The sequence below is a fragment of the Streptomyces sp. NPDC028910 genome (assembly GCF_055564955.1).
Genome location: NZ_JBVHVF010000022.1, coordinates 30540 through 49746, shown reverse-complemented (window position 1 = coordinate 49746; position 19207 = coordinate 30540). Strand labels below are relative to the sequence as shown.

Below are 19207 nucleotides of genomic sequence, written 5' to 3'. Positions count from 1 at the left end.
ACGTCCGTTCTGCTCAGTCGATCACTGGCGGAACAACACGACGGTTGCCCTGCCAGGTCTCTTCGTCCTCGGCGAGGTAGTCGGGGCGTTCGCCCCCCTGGTTGTCCCGCTGCCTTCCGGGAGTCTGCGCGCCGGCGCCAACGGGGCTGTTACGCACGAGGCCCGAGCCACCCTGAGTGAACGGCTGGCCGCCCGCGATCGGGCGGGTGCCGGCAGGCTGGCGCCCTCCGATGACGCCTCCCGGCTCCGAGGCCAGCCGACGGCCTGCCGCCGATCCGCCCGCGCCGCCGTGAGAGCCGCCACCCATACCGCCCATGCCTCGGCCGGCCTGAGCACCTTCGCCGATGACCGTGCCACGCGGGATGCCCGAGCTGGGTCCGGTGGACGTCACGGGACGGCCGCCCATGATGCCGGTGTCACGCGCCGGCATGCCGGGCGGCATACCGCCGACCCGGCCGGGACCGCTGGGACCCGTCGTACCCGGGAACGGGCCGAGGCCGGGACCGCCAAGGCCGGGGCCCTTCACACCGCCGATCGGAGGGAGACCCAGAGGCGGAATGAAAGGGCCCGGGGTGGGACCGTGAGGCCCTGTGGGCAGCGGGACATTGGGCGTGGTCGTCACCGGAGGCGCAGTCGGAGGGGGAAGCGTGGTGACGGTGTCGAGGTCCAGGTCCACCTCGCGATCCGGAATTCCCGGCATGGACACCGACGGGAGCGTGTTGTCCGGCCGCGGCTGGCGCCCAGGTACCCACCCGGGCTCGTTCGAGGACGTGCCATGGCTCGAGCTCGACGTCGTGTACGAGGAGGATCCGGCCGAGCCGACGCCTCCGCCGGACTCTCCTCCAGACCGCGCCATGTCTTCTCCGCTGTAGAGATTCGGCGGCACGAGAACCGGCGGCGGCGGCGGGAACGTCGGCACCGGCGTCTTGCCCATCTCCGTCGACGCCTGGCTGTACGACTGGGACAGCTTCGTAAGGGCGTCCACGGCGCGCGCGTGGTCCCCGTTCAGCTTCGACCACGCCTCCCGTCCCAGCTGCACCGCATCCGGGTCGTTGCGGTACTCCCGCGAGATCTCGAGGTTCTCCTTGAGCTTGGCCTCTGCCCCAGCGTCGTACTTGGGCATGTGGATCTCGGACATGGTCTGCGCAGCCAGCGTCATGTACTTGCCGGCCGTTTCGCTGTACGTGCTCAACGCCAGCGTCGCGTGGCCCGCCCGGGTCACCCATGTCTGGAAGGCATCGGCCGCTTCGCCCTCCCAGCCCTTGACCTTGTGGTCCAGGAGCTTGTTTCCGATCCTCTCGATCGTCTTGGCGGCTTCGGTGAGCTGCGTGCCCCGTGCCGACACCGTCTTCGGATCGAGGGAAGCGGTCATGGCGTAGAGCTGTGCGTGCGTGTACTTCTCGAACTCGCTCATCCGATAACACCGCCCTTCCCCGTGTCGTCCGTCTGCGGATCGTTCGGCGTGCCATGCGGGCTGTCGCCGTTCTTCTCCGCGTCCGAGTCACGCTTCCGGACGTACTGCTCGTTGGCCTGCTTGACGAGGGCGAGCATGCGCCGCTTCGTTTCCTCGTCCACGTCGTCGTAGCTCTTGCCCGCGGTCAGGATGGCGATACCCAGGGCCTCGATCTGCACCGAGAGACCCTTCGACAGCTTCTGCAGCTCCGTGTGGACGGTGTTGTACGACTGGTACAGCTTGTCGGCCTCCGGGAAGCCCTGGCCCAGTGCTCCCTGTGGCAGCGTGCCATCCGCCAACTTCCCGTGGTGCGCCGGGGACTCCTTCAGCGACGTGAGGAGGTCGTCCACCAGGATCTTGTAGTCCTTCAGGTCGTCGTACTGGACCCGAAGCGCGACGGCCCGCGCCTGTGCGTCCGCTTGCGCCCTGATCGAATTCGCCACGTCGCCCGCAAGGCCTACAGATAGAACCGACCTGTTTTCCTCTGCCACGATGGCCTCCCCCGTCTCCCCGTGGTCGCAGCGCCAAGCGCCGCTCCCCCCGTCCCCGTTCACACCCGTTCGCACCCGTGTTCACGTGCGCGTGCACACTCGTACCGATCACTCTAGCGACCAGCACCGACAGCCCCAACTCCGGGGTTGCACGTGCAATGCGGGTTACGCGGTCACGAGTTGGGTGCTGCGACCGCCGCCGACGGCCTGATCGGGAGCCTGTTGACCGGGCGGCCCGTGGCGGCCCGTACCGCCGAGGCTACCGCCGCCGGGGTCGTCACCACCGGGATCGCGCTCGCCGCCTTCGCGCCGAACGGGGCCACCACGTCGCGCTCCTCGACCAGTTTGACGATGCGGACGGTCGGGGCGTCCAGCGAAGTCGGCAGGGCGTAGCCCGTCAGATCCGGGTGGCGGACCAGGCCGGAGACCGTGCGCAGGTTCTCCGTCAGGGCCGCGCCCACGCCCTGCGTGACGCCCGCTTCGATACGGGCCTCCAGCTGGCGGGGGTTGAGGATGCGGCCCACGTCCTGGGCGACCGCGAGCTCCACGACCCGTACCGAGCCCAGCTCGATGTCCACGTCCACCACCGCGCGGACCGCGCAGAAGGCGAGACCCACGAAGGCGTCGCCCTGGCCGTCCGCGTCCAGGGGTTCCGTCGGGTGGGGGCGGCACTGGGCCGTCGCCCAGAGCTCCTTGCCCTCCATGGCCTCCATGACCGTCATCGAGAACGCGCCGTCGTACGACGTGATCCGGCCGTCCGCGATCTGCAGGAGCTCCGTGGACATGCCGAGTTTGTGGGCCATGGGCTGGAGGAGCTGGGTGCGGACCATTTTCGCCGCGCGCTCCACCGCCCCGCCCGACACCCAGGTGTGGCGGCCGTGCGCCGACGGGCCCGCCGGGGGCTGGTCGGTGTCCACCGGGGCCACCGCCACCTCCTCGACTCCGAGGATCTCCTGGACGATCTGTCGGGCCAAAGTGGCGAAGCCCTGGCCGGTGTCGACCGCCGCGCAGATGACCGTGGCGGCGCCGTTGACCACCTTCACCGTGGCGGTGGAGACCTCGTCGGTCCCTTCGGCGCCGAGCATGTGCACCATGCCGACCCCGTAGCCGACCCCGCGCCGCACCGCGCCCGGCTCGCCCGCGCCCTCCGGGCCGCCCGGCAGCAGCCACTCGTCCTCCGGGGTGTCCTTCGGGAGGGCGGGCAGCTCGAAGTCGCGGACGGCGCGCAGCAGTTCCGCCACCGGAGCCGGGCAGGTCACCGTCTGGCCGGTGGGCAGCAGGTCTCCCGTCGCCAGGACGTTGCGCATGCGCAGTTCCGCGCCGTCGATGCCGAGGGCGGCCGCGAGCTTGTCCATCTGGCCCTCGTACGCGGCGCACACCTGCATCGCGCCCTCGCCGCGGACGTGGCCCGACGGCGGGTTGTTGGTGCGTACCGCCCAGCCCTCGACGAAGGCGTGGGGGACGACGTACGGGCCGCAGGCGAAGGCCACCGCCGCCGCCAGGGATTCCGCGGAGGCGTCCGCGTACGCGCCCGCGTCCATCAGGATCTGCGCCTCGACCTTGACCAAGCGGCCCTCCGCGTCCGCGTGGTGGCGGTAGCGCAGCAGGGTCGGGTGGCGGTGGGTGTGGCCGAGGAAGGACTCCTCGCGGGTGGCGGCCAGCTTGACGGGGCAGCCCGTGCGCAGGGCGAGGAGGCCGAGCGGGAGCTGGAACGCCGCGTCCTCGCGGTCGGCGGTCGCTCCCGGGACGCCGGTGACCACCACGCGCACGCGGTCCGGTTCCAGGCCGAAGCAGGCGGCGGCCAGGTCACGGTCGGCGTGCGGGTCGGTGGAGGCGGTGTAGAGCTCGACGCCGCCGTCGGGCCGCGGCACGGCCAGTCCGGCCTCGGCGCCGATGGGGGCGGGGTCCTGGCGGCCGATCCGGTACAGGCCCTCGACGACGACCTCGCCGGTCGCCTCCGGATCGCCGTAGCGCAGCGGGATGTGCCGGATCAGGTTGCCGTCGGGGTGCAGGGCGGGGGCGCCGAAGGACTGCTCGGGGTCGGTGACCGGGTCGAGGAGTTCGTACTCGACGGCGATCGCGGCCGCGGCGAGCCGTGCCGTGTCCGGGTGGTCGGCGGCGACGGCGGCGATGGGCTCGCCGTGGTGGCGTACGACGTCGTGCGCGAACACCGGCCGGTCGGCGATCCGGCGGCCGTGCGTGGTGGCGCCGGGGACGTCGGCGTGGGTGACGACGGCGCGGACGCCGGGCATCTCGGCGGCGGCCGTGGTGTCGATGGAGACGATCCGGGCGTGGGCGTGCGGGGAGCGCAGCACGGCGGCCCACAGGAGGCCCTCGGCCCACAGGTCGGCGGCGTAGGGGAAGGTGCCCTCGGCCTTGGCACGGGTGTCCGCGGCGGGAACGGAGACTCCGATTCCGCGCGGGACCTGCTGCTCCGCGGCCTCGGCGGCAGCGGCCGCGCCGGACATGGCCGTCACCGTGGTGTTCACCATCGCCGTCGCCGTGGCCGTTGCCGTGGCCGTCGCCGTCCCGGTCGCTGTCGCCGCGTCCTGCCCGCTCACGCCGTGCCTCCGTGGTGGATGCCGCCCTCGCCGGGCGCTGCCTGATGCGGGATGCGCGCCTCCGGCGTGCCCGGGGCCTGAGCCGCGGGCTCAGCGGAGGCCGCCTCGCGCTCGGCCACGACCTCGCGCACGGCGTCGATGACTCCCGCGTAGCCGGAGCAGCGGCAGAGGTTGCCGCACAGCGCCTGACGGGTCTCCAGATCGCTGGGGGCGTGATTGCCCTCCAGCAGGTCGTGGATGGTCATCGCCATGCCGGGAACGCAGAACCCGCACTGCACCGCACCCGACCTGCACAACGCCTGCTGCACGTCCGAGAGTTCCCCGTCCGTCGCGAGACCCTCGACGGTACGGACCTCGCTGCCCGCGGCCGCGGCGGCCGGGACCAGGCAGGAGGCGACGAGCCGGCCGTCGACCTGCACGGCGCAGGCGCCGCATTCGCCCTGGGAGCAGCCGTCCTTGGCGCCGGCGAGGCCGAGGCGCTCGCGCAGCACGTAGAGGAGGGACTCGCCGATCCAGGCAGCGGTGACGGGCCGGTCGGCGCCGTTGACGCGCAGGACGTAGGAGGCCTGCGGGTGCTCGTGATGGGCGACGGCCCCGGCGGTCGGTTCTTCTTCGTACGTCGGCACCTCAGCCGGGACACCTTCGCCGGTTCCCTCGTCCGGGAGTGCCACAGCGCTGTCGGAGGTGTCCGCGGCCGGAGTGAGGGCGCCCGGTGTCTCCTCCAGGTCGGGCTCCGCCCCGGGCACGGGGTCGGAAACCGTGAGGCCCGGCTCCGCCGGGTCCGGCTCCGCCCCGGGCACGGCGTCGTGCGCCGCACCGGACCCGGGCTCCGCGGCGTGGCCGAAGGCCTGGAAGCCGTGCCCGTCGGTGCCGGCGGAACGCGCGGGCTCGGCGGGCTGCCGGGCCTGCGGGGGCTGCGGGAGGTCGGCGGGTTCCGCGGGATCGGCTGCCGCCGCCTCGGCCCGCGCTCCGCCGAAGAGGTCCAAGCCGCCGGAAGCCGCCGGCTGCTCGGTGGCGGCGGGCTCATTGGCCTCGGCGGCCCCGCCCCGTTCCGGCACGTGGCCGAACGCGGAGAAACCGTGCCCGTCGGTACCCGCCCCGGGGTGCTGCGCCTGCTCCCCGTGCCGCACGTGCCCGCCCGGCTCCGCGCGCTCGGCGTACTCCGCATGATCGGCGTACTGCGCGTACTCCCCGCGCCCGGTGTACTCCGCGTGCCCCGTCGGCTCCGCGTGATCGGTGGCCCGGGCGCCCTCGGCCTGCTCCGCCGCCGGGCCGTGCGCGGCCTCGATGTCGTGCGGGGCCGGATGCACCGGCTCGCCCTCCGCGAGCGCGGTGCCCACACCGGGCCCGCCCAGCACGCGCGGCCCCCGCCCCGGGGCGCCCGCTCCGGGCCCCCCGAGCAACCGCCCGGCGGCATGCGCCGTGGCGGCGGCGGTGGCGGCCGAAGCGGCCGCGGCCTCGTCCGTACCCGGCAGCACGCCCTGCTGGTCCGGGCCCGCGTCCGGGCCCGCGTCCGGGCCCTGGCCCGGGTTCGCGCCCAGGTGCGGGTCCGCGGCCGACTGCTGCGTCAGGTACGCCCACGGGGCCGTGGCGCCGCCCGGCAGCGTCGCCGGGGCCTGGCTCCAGTCGGCGTCCAGCCCGCTCGGCCGGAAGTCACCCTGCTGTTCGGAAAATTCGGGAAGTTCGGGAAGTTCGGGCAAACCGGAGAACTCGGAGAACTCAGGGACGGCCCACTGCCCGGTGGCCGAAGCCACGCCCTTCGGCTCCGGCTCGGGCTCGTGCGCCACCTCCTGGAACCGCCACTCCGCCGTCGCACCCGCATCGACGGGCACCTGCGCCTGCGGCTGCACCGGCGTCTGCACCGGCTCCGGCTCCGCCTCGGCGAACGCCGCCGCGACCGACGCCGGAATCGGGATCGACGCGGGAATCGGCCCGCCCACCGACCCGGAACCCGAACCCGCCGCGGTCGCCGGTCCGGCCGGAACCGAGCCTCCCGCCTCGGGCCACTGCACCGGAATCGACCACGTACCGGTGGCCGCCGGATCCGTACTGGCCGAACCGAGCGGCACGATCATCGGCGGCGGTACGTACCCGTGCCCGGGCGCCGCGAGGGGCTCCCCGGTCCCGAGCGCGTCCAGCATGTCCTGCGGCAGTTTCACGAAGGCCGTGGCGTCCGAGTCGTACTCGCCGCCCTGAGGGACCGGTTCCCAGCCCCAGCCCGCCGTGCCGTTCCCCTGGGTCACGTTCGCGTTCTCGTTCTCGCTCATGAGGTCAGCGCCCTCCCCAGGGCCCTGCGTGCCAGCACGGCCACCGTCCGCCGCAGATGCAGTACACCGGGAGCCACCGGTTCCCCCTGGTCGGGCACGCAGGCCGCCGCGACGTACTCGCCGAAGGCCTCCAGCGCCTCGGGGGCCAGGCTCCGCTCGCCGTCCCAGTCGATCAGCGAGGCCACCCACTGCTCGGCCTCCAGCGGCCGCAGCGGCATCGGGGCCACCGCACCGATCGCACAGCGCACACCCCGGCGCGCGGGATCCAGTACGAGCCCCACGGACGCCACCGCGCGCCCTGGCCCCGTACGCCCCGTGGCCTTCAGGAACACCTGCGGCGCGTGCAGCAGCGGCACCCGCACGAATCCGATCAGCTCGCCGGGCCGCAGCATCTCCCGGCCGGCCAGCAGGTGCGACACCGGGATCTCCCGCTGCCCACCCGGGCCGACGATGACGAGCACGGCCTCCAGCGCGGCCAGCACGGGCAGCGCGTCACCCGTGGGCGCGGCGCTGGCGATGTTCCCGCCGAGGGTGCCCGCGTTGCGGATCTGCGGGGGCCCGGCGGCGCGCGCCGCGGCGGCCAGCGCCGGGATCAGAGCGGCGAAATCCGGCCGCCCCATCCGCGCATGGGTGAGGCCCGCGCCGAGCAGCGCGTGGCCGTCCTGGTACTGCCAGCCGCGGATCTCGTTGATCCGGCCCAGGCCCACCAGGGCGGCGGGCCGCAGCAGCCCTGCGTTGACGGCGGCCATGAGGTCGGTACCGCCCGCGACGGGCACGGCGGCGGGCATGGCCGTGAGCGCCGCCACGGCCTCGTCGAGCGAGGCCGGCAGCGTCACGGACTGCGCCGCCTGCGGGCCCGGAGCCCCCTGAGGTGAGTCCAGTGCGTGCGGTGCGTGCGGTGCGTGCGTGGTCAACCCAGCTGCCCCTTCCCGATGTCCCGGTCCCGGCGCTCACGCCTGTCCGCCGTACGGTACGTGCTCACCGCCGGGACGTGGCAACTCTGGCACATCTTCCGGGCCGCCCGGCGCGAGGGTCCACCCCGCACCACCACCCCCGCCCGGCCCACGCCCGACGCCTGCCGACCCCCGCCCGTGCGCCCCGTACGACCCACCGCGCCGCCTTCGCCAGACCTCCTCCCCGAACGCCCGCTTTTCCCCGTATAGAGGGAAATCGAGACAGAGTTCCGATCAGCTCCGGTCTGATCAGGTCCGGTCCAATCCGGTCCGGTCCAATCCGGTCCGGTCCAGACCGGGTTCCGGTGCGCACCACCCCCCACCCGTCACACATTCGGTGGCGGACCTCCGAGGGGGCGTCCGAGCACCCCCGGCCGCCGCTGCCACGGCAACGGGCCGCCCGGCGGCCGGTAGCCGACCCCCAGCGCGTCCAGCCGCGCGTAGTGCGCCGTCATCCGCGTCTCGAAGTCCGCGTAGTCCCGCTCCCCCGGCTCCGGCAGCCGCGACCACACCACCTCCGCGAAGGCCGCCAGCCGCGGGAACACCTGGTAGTCGACCCGGTTCTGGTCCTCCATCACCTCGGTCCACACATTGGCCTGCGCGCCGAGCACGTGCGCCGCGGCCCGCTCCGACAGCTGCGGCGGCACCGGTTCAAAGCGGTACACGTCCTCCAGCGAGCGCACGTACCCGATGGGCATCGGCTCGTCCCCGCCGCTCGCCTGACGGTGGTCCAGATACACCTGCTGCTCGGGGCACATGACCACGTCGTGCCCGGCCTCGGCGGCGGCGATCCCGCCCCCGTAGCCGCGCCACGAGGACACGGCCGCTCCCGGCGGGAGCCCGCCCTCCAGGATCTCGTCCCACCCGATGAGCCGCCGCCCGCGCGCGGCGAGCCAGCCGTCGAAGTGCCGGACGAACCAGGACTGCAGCCCGTCCTCCCCGTCCACCCCCAGCTCGCGGATCCGCTCCTGCGCGGTGGCGGAGGCCTTCCACTGCTCTTTGGGGCACTCGTCCCCGCCCACGTGCACGAAGGGCGAGACCTCGGCGGGGAACAGCTCCAGCAGTTCCTCGAAGACGCCCTCGTAGAACCGCAGCACGGCCTCGGTCGGCGCGAGCACGTTCTCGGTGATCCCCCAGTCGTCCCACACCTCCAGCGCCGAGGTGTCGACGACGTCCGTGTTCCCCAGCTCCGGGTACGCGGCGATCGCGGCCTGCGAATGCCCCGGTACGTCGATCTCCGGGACCACCCGGACGTGCCGCTCGGCGGCGTACGCGACGATCTCGCGGATGTCGTCCTGCGTGTAGAAGCCGCCGTGCGGGGTCTCGTTCCACAGCGGCGAGGCCCGGTGCCCCCACCGGCTGCGCGGCCGCCACGCGCCGACCTCGGTCAGCCGCGGATGGCGCTTGATCTCGACCCGCCAGCCTTGATCGTCCGTCAGATGCAGGTGCAGCACGTTGAGCTTGTGCGCGGCGAGCAGGTCGATGTAGCGCAGCACCCCGTCCTTGGGCATGAAGTGCCGTGCCACGTCGAGCATCATCCCGCGCCACCCGAAGCGGGGGCCGTCCGCGATCCGCCCGTACGGCAGGCCCCACGCGCGCCCGGGCACCGGCGCCTTGCGGTACGCGTCGGGCCCGAGCAGCTGACGCAGCGTCTGGGCGGCCCAGAACAGCCCGGCCCCGCTCGCCCCGACCAGTTCGACGCCCGCCTCGTCGACGGTGATCCCGTACGACTCGGGCCCCGGCGCCTGCCCGTGCTCCGGGTCCAGGCGCAGCGTCACGTCCGCGGCCGCGCCGGGCCCGGCGGCGGGCAGGCTCCAGCCGGTGGCCGCCCCCAGCTCCCGCCGCAGCCAGCGCGCGACCGCCCCGGTCCCCGACCCGGCGGCGAGGACCGGCTCCGGTCCGAAGGAGTAGCGGCGTCCATCCTCGCCGAAGACAGCGACCCGGGGTGCGGGGATCAGGTCCATGCGTCAGCCCTTCGCGACAGCCTGTTGCGCCCTACGCAACGCCCGTTCCGCAGAGTGCTCGTCGCGCCGACCCTAACGCGCCCCCCGAACACGGCAAAGGCCCCCGGACGCACGGTGGCGCGCCGGGGGCCTCGGTCCGCGGAAGGGAAGAACCAGGGGACTACCAGGGGCGGACCACCAGGGACGGACTACCAGGAGCGGACTACTTGTCCTTGCCGCCCTTGTCCTTGTCCCCGCCGGGGCCCATGGACTCGTAGATCTCCTTGCACATGGGGCAGACCGGGTACTTCTTCGGATCCCGGCCGGGTACCCAGACCTTGCCGCAGAGCGCGACGACGGGGGTCCCGTCGAGCGCGCTCGCCATGATCTTGTCCTTCTGGACGTAGTGGGCGAAGCGCTCGTGGTCGCCGTCACCGTGCGACACCTGCGGCGTCGGCTCTACGAGGGTCCCCGTGCCAGTCCCGCGCTCGGGCTCAAGAGTGCTCATGGAACCCAGGGTACTTAACCTCGCGCCCGTCAGTTGAGCGACGGGTCGTCCGGATAGGTGGCGACCATCGCGAGTTCGCTGCGCTGGCGGCGCAGCACCGCCCGCCAGAGCCGTTCAGGGTCCGGGAAGGAGACGTCTCCGGGCTCCGATTCCACGACGTACCAGGCGCCCTGGCCCAGCTCCTCCTCCAGCTGGCCGGGGCCCCAGCCCGAGTACCCGGCGAAGATGCGCAGGCCGCCCAGGGCCTCGGCCAGCAGTTCCGGCGGCGCCTCCAGGTCGACCAGCCCGATCGCCCCGTGCACCCGGCGCCAGCCGAGCGGGCCCTCCTCGCCCGGGATGACGGCCACCCCCAGCGCGGAGTCCAGTGCCACGGGGCCGCCCTGGAAGACCACGCCCGGCGCGCCAGCCAGGGGCGCCCAGGGCAGCAGGACGTCGCCGACCCCGACGGGGGTCGGCCGGTTGAGGACCACGCCGAGCGAGCCCTGCTCGTCGTGGTCGAGCAGCAGCACCACCGCGCGGTCGAAGTTCGGGTCCGCGAGGGCGGGGGTGGCCACGAGCAGCCGCCCTGTGAGGGAGGACACCTCGGTCATGCCGCCATGATCCCGCACATTCGGCCTGTGCGGGGAGCGGGCGGAGCGATCGGATCGTACGCAGTTCCGGGGCGCACGGCAGCAGCCAGGAGCGCGCACGGACGGAGCAGGCGGAACGCAACGCTCCGCCATGTGGTGGGTACGGAGGGTGTTGTACCGAATTCCTGACAGTCCTACGGCCACGTCGGCCTTACGAACAAGGGGGTGGTGGCCCTTACCCTTTTCACTGATCCCCCTGCCCACCCCTCTCCGGAACGCGAGATTCATGACCGGCACAGACAGTGACGACGTACTGCTTGTCCATGGCGGTACCCCGCTTGAGGGCGAGATCCGAGTCCGCGGTGCGAAGAACCTCGTGCCCAAGGCCATGGTCGCCGCTCTGCTCGGCAGCGAACCCAGCCGGCTGCGCAACGTTCCCGACATCCGTGACGTACGGGTCGTACGCGGGCTGCTGCAGCTGCACGGGGTGACGGTCCGTCCCGGCGAGGAGCCGGGCGAGCTCGTGCTCGACCCGACCCACGTCGAGAGCGCGAACGTCGCCGACATCGACGCCCACGCGGGCTCGTCGCGCATCCCGATCCTGTTCTGCGGCCCCCTGCTGCACCGCCTCGGCCACGCCTTCATCCCGGGCCTCGGCGGCTGCGACATCGGCGGGCGGCCGATCGACTTCCACTTCGACGTGCTCCGCCAGTTCGGCGCGACCATCGAGAAGCGCGAGGGCGGCCAGTACCTGGAGGCCCCCCAGCGCCTGCGCGGCTGCAAGATCCGCCTGCCCTACCCGTCCGTCGGCTCGACCGAGCAGGTGCTGCTGACGGCCGTCCTGGCCGAGGGCGTCACCGAGCTCAGCAACGCCGCCGTGGAGCCGGAGATCGAGGACCTCATCTGCGTGCTGCAGAAGATGGGCGCGATCATCTCCGTCGACACCGACCGGACCATCCGGATCACGGGTGTCGACCGGCTGGGCGGCTACAACCACAAGGCCCTCCCGGACCGTCTGGAAGCCGCCTCCTGGGCTTCCGCGGCCCTGGCCACCGGCGGCAACGTCTACGTGCGCGGCGCCCAGCAGCGCTCGATGATGACCTTCCTGAACACCTTCCGCCGGGTCGGCGGGGCGTTCGAGATCGACGACGACGGCATCCGCTTCTGGCACCCGGGCGGCCCGCTCAAGGCCATCGCGCTGGAGACGGACGTCCACCCCGGTTTCCAGACCGACTGGCAGCAGCCGCTCGTGGTGGCCCTGACGCAGGCCTCCGGCCTCTCGATCGTCCACGAGACGGTCTACGAGTCCCGGCTCGGCTTCACCTCGGCGCTCAACCAGATGGGTGCTCACATCCAGCTCTACCGGGAGTGCCTGGGCGGCTCGGCCTGCCGCTTCGGCCAGCGCAACTTCCTGCACTCGGCGGTCGTCTCCGGCCCCACCAAGCTCCAGGGCGCCGACCTGGTCATCCCGGACCTGCGCGGCGGGTTCTCGTACCTGATCGCGGCGCTGGCGGCCGAGGGCACCTCGCGGGTGCACGGCATCGACCTGATCAACCGCGGCTACGAGAACTTCATGGAGAAGCTCGTCGAGCTCGGCGCGAAGGTCGAGCTGCCCGGCGGCGACCTCGTCTGAGTTCGCACCGCCTCGGCGTTGTACCGCCGTAACGCTGTAGCTCCGCCTACGTGCCGTACCTCCCGTACGGACCGAGCCCCCCGGGCCCCGCAAGGGCCCGGGGGGCTCTCGCGTCCCGCGCCCCGGGCGCCCTGACGGGGCCTCACGGGGCCTGCGGGGCCTGCGCGGCGGGACCGGGGCCCCCGGGGTCGCACCCGCGCTCCGGGCCCCGGACAGGCCGAAGGGCGGCCGCCCCACCCGGGGTGGCCGCCCTTCGCCGTTCTACGTATCACTGTGTACTACTGCCGTTCCAAGGGCCTGTGCGGCCCTCGGCGCCGGGGGGCAGGACTACTTGCCCTTGGCGGCTTCCTTGAGCTTGGAGCCCGCGGAGACCTTCACGCTGTAGCCGGCCGGGATCTGGATGGGGTCGCCGGTCTGCGGGTTGCGCGCGGTGCGAGCGGCACGGTGGGTGCGCTCGAAGGTCAGGAAGCCGGGGATGGTGACCTTCTCGTCGCCCTTGGCGACAATCTCGCCGACGGTCTCGGCGAGCGCGGCCAGAACGGCGTCGGCGTCCTTGCGGGTCACCTCGGCGCGCTCGGACAGAGCGGCCACCAGCTCACTGCGGTTCATGTTGTACTCCCGTGTTCAACTTGCCTTAGAGGCGTGAGATCGAAGCCGATGCTGCCAGGGCCCTCGGACAGTCCCCGGACCCGGGTCTGAACGTCAGACCCTCTCGCCCGGTTACGCATCCTGCCCCCACCAGCGGCGGGAAAGCCAATCCGGCACCCGCCGGGGTCACACGAAAAGCGCCACAGTCACGCCGCGGTGACACTCCGTCCGCACCGGTGGATGCGGACCGCGGACCTCGCGGGCATCCCCGCAACCCTAGAGGCGGCCCCCCGGGCCCGCATCTCGCGACGCGCCGGGATCAGACGGCGGTGAGGGCGGTCACAGCGGCCGTCACCCGGCCGAGGCGGCCTTGCGGACGGCGCCGGCGACCGCGCCCGCGACCTTGTCGTTGAACACCGACGGGATGATGTAGTTCGCGTTCAGCTCGTCCTCGCCGACGACGTCCGCGAGCGCGCTCGCGGCGGCCAGCATCATGTCCGTGTTCACCGTGCGGGACTGGGCGTCCAGCAGGCCGCGGAAGACACCCGGGAAGACGAGCACGTTGTTGATCTGGTTCGGGAAGTCGGAGCGGCCGGTGGCCACGACGGCGGCGGTCTGGCGGGCGACGGCCGGGTCCACCTCGGGGTCCGGGTTCGCGAGCGCGAACACGATCGCGCCCTCCGCCATGGCGGCGACGTCCTCGCCGGACAGCACGTTCGGGGCCGAGACGCCGATGAAGACGTCGGCGCCGACCACGGCCTCCTTCAGGGTGCCCGTGTAGCCCTCGGGGTTGGTGTTGTCGGCGATCCAGCGCAGCGGGGAGTCGGGAGCCGCGTCGACGAGGTCGGGGCGGTCCGCGTGCACGACACCGTGGATGTCGGCGCTGACGGCGTTCTTGACGCCCGCCGCGAGGAGCAGCTTGAGGATGGCGGTACCGGCCGCTCCGGCGCCCGACATGACGACCTTGACGTCCCCAACTGCCTTGCCCACCACGCGCAGTGCGTTGGTGAGCGCGGCGAGGACGACGATCGCGGTGCCGTGCTGGTCGTCGTGGAAGACGGGGATGTCGAGGGCCTCGCGCAGCCGGGCCTCGATCTCGAAGCAGCGCGGCGCGGAGATGTCCTCCAGGTTGATGCCCGCGAAGCCGGGTGCGATGGCCTTGACGATCGCGACGATCTCGTCCGTGTCCTGGGTGTCGAGGCAGATCGGCCAGGCGTCGATGCCCGCGAAGCGCTTGAAGAGGGCCGCCTTGCCCTCCATGACGGGCAGCGCGGCCATCGGGCCGATGTTGCCGAGGCCCAGCACGGCGGAGCCGTCCGTCACGACTGCGACGGAGTTGCGCTTGATGGTGAGGCGGCGCGCGTCCTCGGGGTTCTCGGCGATCGCCATGCACACGCGGGCGACACCCGGGGTGTAGATCATCGAGAGGTCGTCACGGTTGCGGATGGGGTGCTTGGACGCCATCTCGATCTTGCCGCCGAGGTGCATCAGGAACGTGCGGTCGGAGACCTTGCCGAGGCTGACGCCCTCGATCCCCCGCAGCTTCTCGACGATCTCGTCCGCGTGCGCGGTGGAGGTCGCGGCGATGGTGACGTCGATGCGGAGCTTCTCGTGGCCGGAGGCGGTCACGTCGAGACCGGTGACCGAGCCGCCGGAGGACTCCACGGCGGTGGTGAGCTGGGAGACCGCGGTTCCGCTCGCGGGGACTTCCAGGCGGACCGTCATCGAATACGAGACGCTGGGCGCCGTTGCCATGGCCGTGTTTCCTCTTCTGTCCCTGGTTCGCTGTAACACACAGGGCCCCGCTCCACAGCAGGTGCGGCAGGACCTGTTGTCCGATCGTCCCACCTACCAGCCAGTACAAGGTAACCAGCTACAAATTTCGGAAAGACTCTTCCACCATACGAGATTTGAGGGGCGTTCGGAATGGCGGGTCCATACAAAACAGGTCCGCGCCCTCCACTGGGTGGAGGGCGCGGACCTGGTGACGCCTACGTCTGTGACACCGACCCGCCATGCTCGCCTCGCGGCAAGTGGTCGCTCTAAGCGACGAAGGTTGGGCCCGGGGGCTTGGATCGAGTCGGTGCCGTACTCAGGCTAACAAAGGATCGCCGTTTGTGATCCCCCTGCTCGACGTCGGTTCCGCGCACCACGCTCCTGGCCGCGGACCATACGGCCGTACGCGGCCCGGGTGCCCGCTACGGGAGCAGCAGCTCCGGCACCCCGTCCGCGTCGGGCTTGTCCCGGTCGGCCGAGACCACCGTCAGCTGCTGCGTCGCACGCGTCAGCGCCACGTACAGCACCCGCAGGCCCGCCGGGGACTCCTCCGCGATCTCCGCCGGGGAGACGACCACCGTGGCGTCGTACTCCAGGCCCTTGGCCTCCAGACTGCCGAGCGCCACCGCCCGCTCGCCCAGGCCGGCGAGCCAGCCCGCGGCCTCCGCGCGCCGGTCCATGGCCACGACCACGCCGACGGTGCCGTCCACCTGCTCCAGCAGCCGCCGGGTCTCCTCCCGGACCGCGGTGCCCAGGTCGCCCGGCGCCGCGGTGAAACGGGGCCGCAGGCCCGTGGAGCGCACCGCCGACGGCGGCTCCATGCCGGGCATCGCCAGGCGCAGCACGCGGGAGGCGACCTCGGCGACCTCCGCCGGGTTGCGGTAGTTCACGGTCAGCGTGAACCGCCGGCGCGGCCGGCTGCCCAGGGCCTCGTCGCGGGCCGCGGCCGCCTCCTCCGGGTCGGTCCAGGAGGACTGCGCCGGGTCGCCGACCACCGTCCAGGTGCCGTGCCGGCCCCGGCGGCCCACCATCCGCCACTGCATCGGCGTCAGGTCCTGGGCCTCGTCCACGATGACGTGCGCGTACTCGGTGCGCTCCGCCGCGAGCCGCTCGGCCCGCTCCCACTGCGTCTCCTCGCGGGTCGGCATCAGCTCCTCCAGCCCGCTGAGCTGGTCGAGCGGGTCCATCTCCCGCCGGCGCTTCGGCCGGGCGGGGGCGCCGAGCAGCTGCTGGAGCTCGTCGAGCAGCGCCACGTCGTGGACCGACAGGGGGCCCTTGCCGTCCGGCCCGACCCGGCGCAGCGAGCGGGCCAGCTGGCGGGTCTCGCGCGGGTTGAGGTCGCGGCGCGACCAGCGGCCGAGATGGCGTTCGTCGGCCAGCGCGGCGAGCACCCCGCGCGGGGTCAGCTCGGGCCACCAGGCGTCGAGGAAGCCGATGAAGGCGTCCTCGGTGGAGATGTCCTCGTCGAAGGCGGAGCGCAGCTCGGCGGCCAGCTCCGGATCGCTGTGCCGGCCGGCGCCGCCGGACTTCGCGTAGAGGGCGTCGAGCAGCAGCTTGCGGGCGCGGGGGCGCAGCAGGTTGACGGGGGCGGTGCCGCTGAGCACGTTCTGCCGGATCCGGTTCAGCTCGCCGGCCTCCAGCTCCTGGCGGCGGCCGAAGGCCACCACGCGCAGCCGGTCGGGGGCGCCGCCGAGCTCCAGTGCGCCCCGCACGGCCTTGCGGAGCACCTTGAGCATCCGGGAGGAGCCCTTGATACGGGCCACGGCCGGGGAGTCGTACGTGGTGGCCTCCGCGCCGTCGACCAGCGAGCCGAGCGCCCGGATGGCCACCTGGCCCTCCTCGCCGAGGGAGGGCAGCACGCCCTCGGTGTACGCGACGAGCAAGGGGGTCGGGGAGACGATCAGGATGCCGCCGGAGTAGCGGCGCCGGTCCTGGTAGAGCAGGTAGGCGGCGCGGTGCAGGGCGACGGCGGTCTTGCCGGTGCCGGGCCCGCCCGCGACCTCGGCGACGGACGCGGCGGGCGCCCGGATGACCAGGTCCTGCTCGGCCTGGATGGAGGAGACGATGTCGCGCATGGAGTGCGTACGGGCCCGCCCCAGGGCGGCCATCAGGGCGCCGTCGCCGATGGCGGGCAGCTCCTGGCCGTCCAGGAAGGCGGTGACCTCCGGGCGCATCAGGTCGTCCTCGACGCCCAGCACCTTGCGGCCCTTGGAGCGGATCACGCGGCGGCGCACGACGCGGCCGGGTTCCTTGGGCGTGGAGCGGTAGAACGGCGCGGCGGCGGGCGCGCGCCAGTCGATGACCAGCGGCGCGTAGTCGGAGTCCAGGACTCCGATGCGGCCGATGTGCAGCGTCTCGGCGATGTCGGCCGTGAGGTCCTCGCGGATCGCGTCGTCGGCGGGCTCGACGGAGGTGTAGGCGCCGTCCGGCCCCCTTTCGCCGTCCTTGCCGCGCACCAGGTCGATGCGGCCGAAGAGGAAGTCCTCGAACTCGGCGTTCAGCCGGTTCAGGTGGATGCCCGCCCGGAAGACCTGCGCGTCGCGCTCGGCGAGTGCGCCGGGCGTACCCACCTGGCCGCGCTTGGCGGCGTCGTTCATGAGGAACTCGGCCTCGTGGATCTTCTCCTCCAGACGTCGGTACACCCGGTCGAGATGCGTCTGCTCGACCGCGATCTCCCGATCGCGGACGGAATCCGCCGTGCTGTCGACAGCGGCATTCTGCGCGGCCACCAAGGCCCCTTTCTGACGTGCATGGGCGACCGTCAACCGTACGCGAACCGGCCCCCTGTCCGCACGCCCGTTCCGGAACCGCTCTCGCGGGGTGCGTACGCCGCCTAGTGCTGTGACCGGAAAGGTTCACCGGGTCACGGCGCCCGGCACGGCACCTCGCGGCGTTGTCGGACCGCGCAAGTACGTCCAGTACGAGCCGCGATCCTCCGCCTTGCGATCCACCGCACCGGACGCCGCGACCCGGCAAACCTTTCCGGCCACAGCACTAGCCGGATCCGGCCGCGAGGGCCCGGCGGCGGTGCCGGGCGACGCGCTCGCGGTTGCCGCACAGCTCGCTGGAGCACCAGCGGCGCCGGTGGCCGCGGGAGGTGTCCAGGTAGACCCGGGTGCAGCCGTCGCCCTCGCAGGCCCGCAGCAGGGCGCGGTCACCGGGATCGGTGAGCAGCTCAACGGCGTCCCGGGCGACGGCCGCGAGCAGCGCACCGCATTCCACGCCGCCGCACAACTCCCGTACGAGGTGTCCTTCTTGGTCCATCACGGCGCACAGGCCCGGGGGTGGTCCGGCGGCCAGCGCGTTGACCCGGGCGAGGGCGTTCTCGTCGGGATCGCCGCCGGAGAGCTCCGCCCGTACGAGGGTTTCCACGTCGCCGCGCAGGGCCCGGAAGGCCGCGGCCCAGTCGGGCCCCACCCGCGCGAGCGGCGTCCGGTCGGGCACGAGCCCGGCCCCGGTGAGCCACAGCCGCAGCGCGTCGCCGTCCCGGATCCCCTCGGCCACCAGGTCCAGACAGACCCGCCCGGAGTCGAACCGCATGCCGTCAGCCTCCCGTCGTGGGGTGCCGTACCAGATTGCCGCCCGCTGCCGCGCAGCGGAACCCCCCGTGCGGGTGCGGGCACGCCGCTGCGCGGGGCTTCCCGGGCGCTGCCCGGACCCGCGCCTCAATCGCCGGCGGGGCTGGATTCGGCTGGTGCCGTCCGCCACGTGCGGCTGGATTCCCCGCAGGGCATTTTCAGCCCCGCCCGCCCATCCAGCCCCGCCCGCCCATCCAGCCCCGCCGGCATATCCAGCCCCGCCGGCGTTTGAGGCGCGGGGTCTGGGGCGGAGCCCCGTTCTTTCAGCCTCGCCGGCGTTTGAGGCGCGGGGGTCCGGGGGCGGAGCCCCCGGGAGCGGCGGCGCACCCGGCGGGCTAGAACGCCGGTGGGTCGTCGTGCAGGAGGCGCTGGAAGAGCTTGTGGTCCCGCCAGGCACCGTTGATGTGGAGGTACCGCGGCGCGACCCCGTACGCCTCGAAGCCCGCCTTCGCCAGCACCCGCTGCGAGGCCAGGTTGTCGAGCAGGGTCCCGGCCTCCACCCGGTGCAGGCCCAGCTCGTCGCGGGCGACCCGGCAGACCTCCTCCACGGCCGCGGTGGCCAGCCCCCTGCCGTGCCAGGCCCGGTCGACCCAGTACCCCAGGCCGCCGCTGCACAGCGCCCCGAGCACGATCGAGCCCAGGTTGATCGCGCCGAGGAGCGCGCCGGTGGCCGTCTCGACGAACACGTACGGGAAGAGCCGCCCCCCGTCGCGCTCGGCGAGCAGTCCCTCGATGCGCTCCCGCTGCCCCCGCTCGGTGTAATAGGCGTCGGGCCGGACCGGCTCGGTGGCCGCCATGTACGCCCGGTTCCGCGCGAACGCCTCGGCCAGCCCGGCCGCGTCGCCCAGCGCGACGCCCCTCATCTCCACCCCGTCAATGATCATCCA

Annotated in this window: 14 protein-coding genes; 1 reads left to right on the top strand and 13 read right to left on the bottom strand. The window is 73.0% G+C overall.

Features of this window, described 5'->3' with window-relative positions; genetic code table 11:
* Positions 1–13: 13 nt before the first annotated feature.
* From ACZ4TV_RS24675 to ACZ4TV_RS24640, 8 genes are all read right to left on the bottom strand, one after another.
* Positions 14–1414: a WXG100 family type VII secretion target gene (locus tag ACZ4TV_RS24675; RefSeq protein WP_468136999.1), complete on the bottom strand. Its 1401-nt coding sequence runs from the start codon at positions 1412–1414 to the stop codon at positions 14–16.
* Positions 1411–1944, bottom strand: a complete 534-nt coding sequence (locus ACZ4TV_RS24670) for a hypothetical protein (protein WP_468136997.1) — start codon at positions 1942–1944, stop codon at positions 1411–1413. The genes ACZ4TV_RS24675 and ACZ4TV_RS24670 overlap by 4 nt, the downstream gene beginning before the upstream one ends.
* 173 nt (positions 1945–2117) lie before the next feature.
* The gene (locus ACZ4TV_RS24665; protein ID WP_468137082.1) at positions 2118–4412 is read right to left on the bottom strand and encodes a xanthine dehydrogenase family protein molybdopterin-binding subunit; all 2295 of its coding nucleotides are present in this window, start codon (positions 4410–4412) and stop codon (positions 2118–2120) included.
* Between the two features lie 89 nt (positions 4413–4501).
* The gene (locus ACZ4TV_RS24660) at positions 4502–6772 is read right to left on the bottom strand and encodes a 2Fe-2S iron-sulfur cluster-binding protein (protein WP_468136996.1); all 2271 of its coding nucleotides are present in this window, start codon (positions 6770–6772) and stop codon (positions 4502–4504) included.
* Entirely contained in the window at positions 6769–7686 is a 918-nt protein-coding gene (locus ACZ4TV_RS24655; protein WP_468136994.1) for an FAD binding domain-containing protein, read from the bottom strand. The genes ACZ4TV_RS24660 and ACZ4TV_RS24655 overlap by 4 nt, the downstream gene beginning before the upstream one ends.
* Before the next feature lie 365 nt (positions 7687–8051).
* Entirely contained in the window at positions 8052–9689 is a 1638-nt protein-coding gene (locus ACZ4TV_RS24650) for a beta-N-acetylhexosaminidase (RefSeq protein ID WP_468136993.1), read from the bottom strand.
* A 202-nt stretch (positions 9690–9891) separates the two neighbouring features.
* Positions 9892–10176, bottom strand: a complete 285-nt coding sequence (locus tag ACZ4TV_RS24645; RefSeq protein WP_030010729.1) for a DUF3039 domain-containing protein — start codon at positions 10174–10176, stop codon at positions 9892–9894.
* 29 nt (positions 10177–10205) lie between these two features.
* Positions 10206–10766 (bottom strand): YqgE/AlgH family protein, encoded by a 561-nt coding sequence (locus ACZ4TV_RS24640; RefSeq protein ID WP_468136992.1) that lies wholly within the window; start codon positions 10764–10766, stop codon positions 10206–10208.
* Positions 10767–11031: 265 nt separating this feature from the next.
* On the opposite strand from ACZ4TV_RS24640, the gene murA reads away from it, so the two are divergent.
* The gene (gene murA, locus ACZ4TV_RS24635; protein ID WP_468136991.1) at positions 11032–12378 is read left to right on the top strand and encodes a UDP-N-acetylglucosamine 1-carboxyvinyltransferase; all 1347 of its coding nucleotides are present in this window, start codon (positions 11032–11034) and stop codon (positions 12376–12378) included.
* 327 nt (positions 12379–12705) lie between these two features.
* Here murA and ACZ4TV_RS24630 read toward each other — a convergent pair whose 3' ends face one another.
* From ACZ4TV_RS24630 to ACZ4TV_RS24610, 5 genes are all read right to left on the bottom strand, one after another.
* On the bottom strand, positions 12706–12987 hold the full coding sequence (locus ACZ4TV_RS24630; RefSeq protein ID WP_007264399.1) for an HU family DNA-binding protein: 282 nt from the start codon (positions 12985–12987) through the stop codon (positions 12706–12708).
* A gap of 330 nt (positions 12988–13317) precedes the next feature.
* Positions 13318–14721 (bottom strand): NAD-dependent malic enzyme, encoded by a 1404-nt coding sequence (locus tag ACZ4TV_RS24625; protein WP_468136990.1) that lies wholly within the window; start codon positions 14719–14721, stop codon positions 13318–13320.
* A 443-nt stretch (positions 14722–15164) separates the two neighbouring features.
* A complete protein-coding gene (locus tag ACZ4TV_RS24620) occupies positions 15165–17471 on the bottom strand; it encodes a HelD family protein (RefSeq protein ID WP_468136988.1) in 2307 nt (768 codons plus the stop codon).
* Between the two features lie 265 nt (positions 17472–17736).
* The gene (locus ACZ4TV_RS24615) at positions 17737–18282 is read right to left on the bottom strand and encodes a CGNR zinc finger domain-containing protein (RefSeq protein WP_468136987.1); all 546 of its coding nucleotides are present in this window, start codon (positions 18280–18282) and stop codon (positions 17737–17739) included.
* A gap of 373 nt (positions 18283–18655) precedes the next feature.
* Positions 18656–19204: a GNAT family N-acetyltransferase gene (locus tag ACZ4TV_RS24610; RefSeq protein ID WP_468136985.1), complete on the bottom strand. Its 549-nt coding sequence runs from the start codon at positions 19202–19204 to the stop codon at positions 18656–18658.
* Positions 19205–19207 lie beyond the last annotated feature (3 nt).